Genomic DNA, 7,665 nt, shown 5'->3' with positions numbered 1-7,665 from the left:
TCTGAGACAACATCTGGCAAGGCTGGGACGGAAGTCACTGTCGTTCTCAAAATCGGTGGAGCTGCATGACAAGGTCATCGGGCATTATCTGAACATAAAACACTATCATTAAGTTGGAGTCATTACCGGCTTCATCAAAGATAAACTACATGAGAAGAACGCTTTAACTTGCTCAAATGGATTGTGTTACAACAGTCTTGGTAACGTTTGCTATTGGCACATAGCGGGTCTTCAACCCAGTTAGCTCGCCCATTCTGTGCAAGTAGTGGACAATGAATGAAAAGATATCGGGTCGGATTAACCTTGCGAAGGCCATCTAAGTCTGTGACGAACATTTCTTCAAGCATCTGAGGCCCTCAGCTCGCACCTAGAATTTTAATTTTGATGCATTTTGCCTTAGCTTGAGCATTGGAATGTGGCCTGATAACCGGTGTTTTCTTTTACTGGCCGTCCACAGACTCGATGACGCATTTATTCCCGACTACCTTAAACCTGCCCCTCTCATTCGCTCCTCCAGTTCATCCAGAAATGGGGAACGCCCTAGACGCATAGGGCCGTAGCGACCATCAACAAAACCGGAATACAGCATATGCACCTCGTCCCGTGCGCGGGTCAGCCCCACATAGAAAAGACGTCGGCTTTCACGCAGCTTCTCTGGCGTCTCATTACGCCACGGCAAATTCCCCAGATCTAAGCCGACCATGATAACCACGTCATATTCGCAACCTTTGGCTGAGTGAAGTGTCAGCAAATTGAGGTGCTCAGGTGAACCGTCACGACCACCTAGGCTCGTGATATCCAACATCGCTAACGCACCGCCTTCGGCAAGTGCTGCAGTCATGCGATCTAGTTGCTCAGCCTGATCAGAAAGCGTTGGTTCAGTTGCCAGCAGGGAATCAACGAGACCGTTGCGCAACGACGCGACAAAATCGGATGCAGAATGTTGGTCGGCACGAAGTGCCCAAAGTAGCCTGGTTAACTCCTGCCCCTTACTCCGGGCGCATGCATCATCCAGCCTTGCCCGATGAAATGCCAGATAACGGTCTATAAGTCCGCGCAGTTGAGGGCGCCCGATACGCCAACCGCCAGCACACCATGCTGCGCAATCCTCCACCCAGCTCGTCAAGGCAACTTTGCGATAAGGTGCTGCGGTATCCACACGAATGTAATCAAAACCGCTAGCTGTCACCGCATCGGCCACAACATCGCCGGCACGGTAGTCCTTGTACAGAATGGCGATATCACCAAGTGTTCGGCCCGGCTTAGCAGCCAACGCAGTAGGAATAATCTGCTCGACAGCATAGACAGCCTGATCCCCCAAGCCATCCGGACACAGCTGGAACGCAATGGTTGTCTGGCGGTTTGGGTCGTTTGCGCGATAACCACGAACCTCACCCAACACCATCTCCGATGCATTCACGATGTCCGCTCCTGATCTATAGTTCAACTGGAGCCGGACTGTTTCAACGTCTCTCCTGCCTGCCAGTTCTAGTAGTAACGCACCATCGGCACCAGTGAAACCGTAAATAGATTGGTCTGCATCACCCACTGCAAATAAGCGTACGCCTCCCTCGAAAGCCAGACGTTTGACCATACGATGGAGTGCCACGCCCAAATCTTGATATTCATCTACCGCAAGGATCGGAAATTTCGCCTGTACTAGGGGCAGAACCCAATCATGCTCAATTATCAGACGCTGACCAAATATCACCATATCGTCGTAGTCTATTAGCCCTTGCTGCCGCAATGCAGCTTCGTAGGCCTCGGCCCATGCAGCGAGTTCCTCCTCTGTACGCCAGGCAACGCTGTTGCGATTCAACACCGAACGGCGATGCCGTCCGAGATCAATAGCCTTATAGGGATGGTTTGCGCCAAAGAGACGGTCACCAGATTGTCGAAGTAACCGTTCGCTCTCGCGCTGAGACGCTACTGACAGCGGAAATGGGATTGGCAGATCGGCCAGTCGCCCATAGGGCATCAACAGATGGCGCAAGCAGAACCCATGAACGGTTCCAATAAAGAGATTCGGTGCCTCTCTAAGCCCCAGCGCTTCGAGACGACGGGTTAGCTCGCGTGCGCATTCTTGGCTATATGTGATACATGCCGCACCACGTGGAGCTTGAACATCCTCAGCTAGTATTCGTGCCAGCTTCAGCACAAGCGTCTTTGTCTTACCACTCCCCGGCCCCGCGAGCACCACGCAGTGTCCCTGGGAGTGATACGCGGATAACTGGCCCGGATTCCCGGCCAGCTCGGCAGCCTGAGCTAAGTAGGCTGCACTGACACTACGTGACGGCATCGCAGATATACTCCAGTGCTTCACGAATGTAATCCGGGCATACATCCTCCGACACCGAGGGTGCCAGCGCTTGGGCGAACCGCCCTTTGCCAATTCGCTCAATCAGTTTCAACAACCGGACATTATCAAGCTGGTCCGTGTCATCCACCCACGCCTGTATCCTGTTCAGAGTAGCTCGTCTAGGAGACAATTCCTGCTCGATAACCAACTTCATGGCTTCGCCCAGTCCACCGGTAAACAGCTCTGGCTCCAGAGTGGTCTCATTGACGAAGCATCCAAAATCTCCGGCACGTGCAATCACCTCCTCGGTAGTCATATCATCATGATCAACATCGCTCTCAAGCACGTCTAAGATATTGATAAATCTCTTACGAACCAGCGGCTCTCCATCCTCCTCAGGATCGCGGTCTGTCAGAATCACATGTGGAATATTGAGTCCCCGCGGCCCTAGGAGCTTCACATACGGAGTGAAATTTGTTCCACCGATCGAGCACACCGTGATCCCAAGCATATCTAGGGGAATATTAAGAGCATCAGCGAATGCTGGGACAAGAAAGCGTTCAGCATCCCCTTCCACCAAGATCACCCCACGTGAAAAGAATATTTCGCCGCGAGTGACATCGATATAGCGCTGCAGATCATCTTCGTCCCGCGGCGTAAAAGGTGCGTTTGCCGTTGAAACCGCAATCGTCTTCCCTCCCTCCGGATCATGGCGCAGCAAAACGATGGATCTGATTGGTGTGACGCTGGCGATATGCGGGGAATGGGTGGTCAGGATCGTTGTCAACGGTGTTCCTTCATCAACATTGTCTCCGTCAGTCCCTAGGAAATAACGGTAAACCAGGCGCTGTACGTGCGGATGTAGGTGCGCTTCCGGCTCCTCGACTACGAAAAACGTATGGTCTCGTTCTCCGTCATTAACAAGACGATCAAGTTCGAGGCTTTTTAGGGCAAGAAAAATCAGATTAGCTGTCCCCAGACTGGCATCGCCAATGCCACGAATGCCACTATCAAGCAGCAAACGCAGGCTACGTAGCAGCGCATCAACGCGAGTCGGTGCAAGTCCGAGCGATACCGGAACGGCATGTTGCTCACCTGCGATAGCTATCAACCTTTCGCTAATTCGTTCGGCTGTCGCTGCCACCTCATCATGATCAGCCAGTTCCCGCTGAGCCTCATCAACTTGGGTTTGAATCTCCTCACGAGTCTCGTCGTCCAGAGATGCGGACAGTTCTTCAATAAGCGGTCTTAAGGGTGAATTACGCCAGCTTGAAAGGTCCTTCTCGGCATCACGCAACGCGCCTTGAACATCAATGGGCAACATACGGCGAAAGGCACCACCAATATGCATGTCAGGATCAGCTCCACCGAAGATCACATACTCATAATCTTTTAACGATTCAGGAGCTCGATTTAACGCGGTTTTGGGCTGAAAGCGGTAGGTAAGACGGGCCACCATCGGAGGCCCCGGATTTAGGACACAGTCATTCAGATGAGCCATCAATCGGGGATCGTCAGTGAACTCAGTAAGATCCACTGAAATTTCGATGGTCTCCCCCAGTTTGTCTTCGCCCAATCCATCCCAAAAATGTTCAAAACCCAGTTGACGGTCACGCTCAGACAACCCTGGGTCAAGAATCAGCTGCAGGCCGCGAATAAAATTGCTCTTGCCAACCTTGTTTTCACCAACAATAACAATACTCTCACCCGTTTCAACATCAACATCGGAGAAGTTGGCGAAATTAATTAACCGGATTCGGGAAATCCGCATTACTGCCTCCCTATCTTTTTAATTATCTTCCCAAAATAAGAGTAGAACTCAAACCACAAGAGATTGCCTGGCACGACCAAATTTGCTGAGGGATACGGTTGCGATCAGAACGGTACTTGGTCATAGCACATTTTTTACTGTTCAAATCTATGCGTCCAACGAAGGTAACAACCTATCGTAACAGAGAGCTAAAACATGCCTATGATCCATCTCACATAGTGGCTGTTTGTCGTCACAGTCTTACAATGCACTCTGTGCAATGCATTACTCCCATTGGCCGACCAGACCGATGAACTGGCACGGCGGTGTGCTTCACACACTCTAGCGATACGGCACAATATCAACAGACACTGACTGGCCTCGTCAAAGTAGTACAGTACAGACTTAGCACCGTCTGACTTTGGCGCTAAGCGGAGATCTTTCAGTCTTGGACTGCACAAAGTCCTTTGCGTTAATCTAAAATTCCAAATAATTTCAGACAGATATTATCTCATTGAATCCCCGCCTTCCTGACTGGATTGCGGGGTTTTTAATTTTTCACGCTGAGACTTCTGTATGAATAAACCTGACGGCCTTCAGGCCTTTGAACAACCGCTTGCGTCGCTTCCGTGCACACTTCGCCAGCTTATTCTTGAACGTATCCAGAACGTGACCCATTACGAGCCGGTGATTGGAATCATGGGCAAAAGTGGTACAGGTAAATCCTCTCTATGCAACGAACTTTTCCAGGGCGAGGTGTCCCCGGTGAGTGATGTGAACGCCTGTACTCGCGACGTACTGCGCTTCCGGTTGCGCAGCGGTCGTCACAGTCTGGTGATTGTCGATTTACCGGGTGTAGGTGAAAACGGGCGCCGGGATCATGAGTACCGGGCCCTGTACCGTCGAATGCTGCCGGAGCTGGACCTGGTTCTGTGGGTCATTAAGGCCGATGATCGGGCACTGACCGTGGACGAGCAGTTCTGGCTCGGTGTGATGCAACCTTACAGGCAAAAGGTACTGTTTGTGATTAACCAGGCCGACAAAATCGAACCCTGTTATGAATGGGATACCCTCACCAGCAAACCTTCAACACACCAACAGGGAAATCTTAAAGCGAAGCAGGCTGCGATTATGGCGATGTTTAAACCGCATCATCCGGTCTGTGCGGTGTCCGCCAGCACTGGATGGGGTATTGAGGATATGGTGGCAACCATGATGCGCTGTCTGCCTGACCGCGCCACCAGCCCGGTGGTGACACAACTGCACGGGAGACTCTGCACAGAGCCGGTAAAGTCGCAGGCCCGTGACAGTTTCGGTGACGCTGTGGGCCTTGTTTTCGATACGGCTGAGTCATCGTCATTCCTGCCTGCGCCATTGAAAACGGTGATTCGTACCGTGCGTTATGCGGTGGTGTCGGTCGCACGGGCCGTCTGGGACTGGATATTCTTCTGATATCGCAATTTTCTCTGCGAATGATGAACTGGTTGTTAATGATGTGTTGATTGTGGACACGTCCTTTCCACTGCGTTTTATCATCAATTAAATCAGGCGAAGCATCATTATCTGTCAGACGAGCGCCCACAAGGCTGGACTGCTCATAAAAAATAGTTCCGATGTTGTCCATACCCTGTCCACTCCTTCCTTTAAAGTAATCATTATTAATTCAGAGAGTTAACTTCTCAGGAGAAATCTTTCATGACGCTTCAGGAGCGGCGACATGACCGGCTTGCCGTCAGGTTGTCGTTGATTATCAGCCGTCTGGTGTCCGGTGAAACTCTGTTTATTCGCAAACTGGCAACTGAATTCGGGGTGTCAGAGCGCACGTTACGTCGTGACTTTCGGGAACGTCTGATGTATCTCGACCTGGATTATTACCAGGGGCAGTGCAGTCTGCGCTCAGATATTCACAGTACGCGGCAGGAAATAGATATTCTGACCTTTGCTCACCGCACGGGGTTGGCCGAGGTTTTCCCGGGCTTTGACCGGCGACTGGTCAGCAGCCTGCTGGACTGTGATGAGCGACCCTGTCTGGTATGGCATCAGGACAGACCTCATCCCCCGGCAGGAAAGCTCTGCTTCTACAGGCTGGTCAGAGCTATTTCGGGATGTCAGCGCATCACCATTCTGACTGAAGGGGAGCGTCATGAGGCCGTTGCACCTTACCGGCTAATCGCCCTGGATGGTTACTGGTATCTGGTCGCTGAACATAACAGGCAATTACGTGTCTTCCGGCTGGATGAGATTCATCTGGTAAGGCAATCCCGGGAAACATTTATTCGCAGTGAGCTTCTCCATCGGCTGTCGGAGGATAAACATTTTATCTCTGCCTTACCTCATTTCTGTTTTATTCAGCAGTCGCTGAATTCATTTTCTCCATCAGAAAGTCGGGGGCAATCCGGACAAACTGATTAGAGATTGCCTCCATAATTGAATGTAAGGTTAATGCAATGAAAAAATTGAAGTTATTGTCTTTACTGCCAGTCATATTGTTCCCCTTACTTATCGCAGGTAATGCTCACGCAGCACGTCCTTATAGCGGGTTCCTGCCTGCGGCAGTGAATAATAAGAGTGGGAATATATTCTGGTGTGATGCCCACCGACAGGTCAGAAAACTGTGTATAGCGACGGAAGTGGATTCAATGGGATGGTTTATTGTTGTTCGCTCGAAACCTTCCAGAGATTGTCCGGGCGGCATTTGGGGGTGGATCACTCCCAGTAAAGACGGTGTAGCAGCAGGCTATACGATTACGCCAGGTAAAGAATTCAATCTCACCATGAAGGATATGTGCAGTCCGAATATGAAAGTAACGTTCCGCACGAATAAAAAGGACCCTCGTTATGACGATCTCGTCGGGATTTATGCCGGGAAAGAAGCGTTTCGCTACAAACAAATAAAATAATCCAACTGTTTTTTCATTACCTTATTGTTTTAAACAACAAAAGCTTTATTACATGATTTGAGGACAACATTATGCGACTGCCTTACGTAATAGTTACATTAGCTATACTGGCTTCTGTATCAACAGCACAGGCTATTCCCAATATGTGGACGAGTGGTTTTGGGATGGGCGTGACCGAATATATCATTACCAGCCCGGATAAGGTGGTGTTTAATCTGAACTGTACTGGCAATCCGGATGCGCAGAATATTCTGCAACACGGCGTTAATCTCACCCTGCCTGATGGAACATCAGTAAGTTCTCATGACGACGGGACGGAAATAACGGTCGTCATGGATAACAGTCAGTATCCGTTACCGTCATTCCTCGGCTGGCGAAACGGTGACAATGCCTGGGTGTCATTTATTGACGCCCTGAGCCAGGCTGGGGATTTTGATGTTTACGTCAACGATAAAAAAGTCGGTACCTTCAGTCCGGGTCTGAAGAATACGCAGAAAGAATTGTCTGACCTCAGTGGCTGCAGAACCACCCATTACAGCGATTAATCTTTCACATTTCAGTTCTCTACAGCCCGCAACACACCAACACCTGTCAACAACGGGTAAAAAGTGATCCACTTACCGCCACCACCAACGGTTTAATATTGATCCACCTTGTTTACTCAGGATTAGCTTCAGCTATAACCCCGGCCTTTCGTTTCTGCTTCAGTCGATAGC

At 50.4% G+C, this 7,665-nt stretch carries 7 protein-coding genes; 5 read left to right on the top strand and 2 right to left on the bottom strand.

Annotated elements, in window-relative coordinates; all coding sequences use genetic code 11:
• A partial coding sequence (locus tag OOJ59_RS27465; protein WP_214096584.1) for an IS1 family transposase occupies positions 1–112 on the top strand: 112 nt, incomplete at its 5' end.
• A 369-nt stretch (positions 113–481) separates the two neighbouring features.
• Here OOJ59_RS27465 and OOJ59_RS27460 read toward each other — a convergent pair.
• Positions 482–2,299 carry an ATP-dependent helicase gene (locus tag OOJ59_RS27460; protein WP_044864448.1) on the bottom strand — a complete coding sequence of 606 codons (1,818 nt, stop codon included), beginning with the start codon at positions 2,297–2,299 and terminating at the stop codon, positions 482–484.
• On the bottom strand, positions 2,286–4,070 hold the full coding sequence (locus OOJ59_RS27455) for an ATP-dependent nuclease (protein ID WP_044864449.1): 1,785 nt from the start codon (positions 4,068–4,070) through the stop codon (positions 2,286–2,288). The genes OOJ59_RS27460 and OOJ59_RS27455 overlap by 14 nt, the downstream gene beginning before the upstream one ends.
• A 555-nt stretch (positions 4,071–4,625) precedes the next feature.
• Between OOJ59_RS27455 and OOJ59_RS27450 the strand changes: the two genes are divergently transcribed.
• The 4 genes from OOJ59_RS27450 to OOJ59_RS27435 all read left to right on the top strand — a co-directional run bounded on the left by OOJ59_RS27450 (position 4,626) and on the right by OOJ59_RS27435 (position 7,494).
• Positions 4,626–5,501 (top strand): GTPase family protein, encoded by an 876-nt coding sequence (locus OOJ59_RS27450; RefSeq protein WP_044864450.1) that lies wholly within the window; start codon positions 4,626–4,628, stop codon positions 5,499–5,501.
• A gap of 243 nt (positions 5,502–5,744) precedes the next feature.
• Complete coding sequence (locus tag OOJ59_RS27445) at positions 5,745–6,461, top strand: helix-turn-helix transcriptional regulator (protein ID WP_044864451.1); 717 nt, start codon at positions 5,745–5,747, stop codon at positions 6,459–6,461.
• A gap of 35 nt (positions 6,462–6,496) precedes the next feature.
• Entirely contained in the window at positions 6,497–6,949 is a 453-nt protein-coding gene (locus OOJ59_RS27440) for a hypothetical protein (RefSeq protein WP_160387433.1), read from the top strand.
• A gap of 71 nt (positions 6,950–7,020) precedes the next feature.
• Positions 7,021–7,494, top strand: a complete 474-nt coding sequence (locus OOJ59_RS27435) for a hypothetical protein (RefSeq protein WP_044864453.1) — start codon at positions 7,021–7,023, stop codon at positions 7,492–7,494.
• Positions 7,495–7,665 lie beyond the last annotated feature (171 nt).

The sequence above is a fragment of the Citrobacter sp. W9 genome (genome assembly GCF_026719375.1).
Classification (GTDB): domain Bacteria; phylum Pseudomonadota; class Gammaproteobacteria; order Enterobacterales; family Enterobacteriaceae; genus Citrobacter; species Citrobacter werkmanii.
Note: the sequence above shows the minus strand (reverse complement) of the source record. Positions and strands in the feature narration are given on the sequence as shown.

Bases quoted from the DNA above. Each gene is read 5' to 3' on its own strand.
- OOJ59_RS27460 (WP_044864448.1), bottom strand. From the start codon at position 2,299: ATGCCGTCACGTAGTGTCAGTGCAGCCTACTTAGCTCAGGCTGCCGAG.
- OOJ59_RS27455 (WP_044864449.1), bottom strand. From the start codon at position 4,070: ATGCGGATTTCCCGAATCCGGTTAATTAATTTCGCCAACTTCTCCGAT.
- OOJ59_RS27450 (WP_044864450.1), top strand. From the start codon at position 4,626: ATGAATAAACCTGACGGCCTTCAGGCCTTTGAACAACCGCTTGCGTCG.
- OOJ59_RS27445 (WP_044864451.1), top strand. From the start codon at position 5,745: ATGACGCTTCAGGAGCGGCGACATGACCGGCTTGCCGTCAGGTTGTCG.
- OOJ59_RS27440 (WP_160387433.1), top strand. From the start codon at position 6,497: ATGAAAAAATTGAAGTTATTGTCTTTACTGCCAGTCATATTGTTCCCC.
- OOJ59_RS27435 (WP_044864453.1), top strand. From the start codon at position 7,021: ATGCGACTGCCTTACGTAATAGTTACATTAGCTATACTGGCTTCTGTA.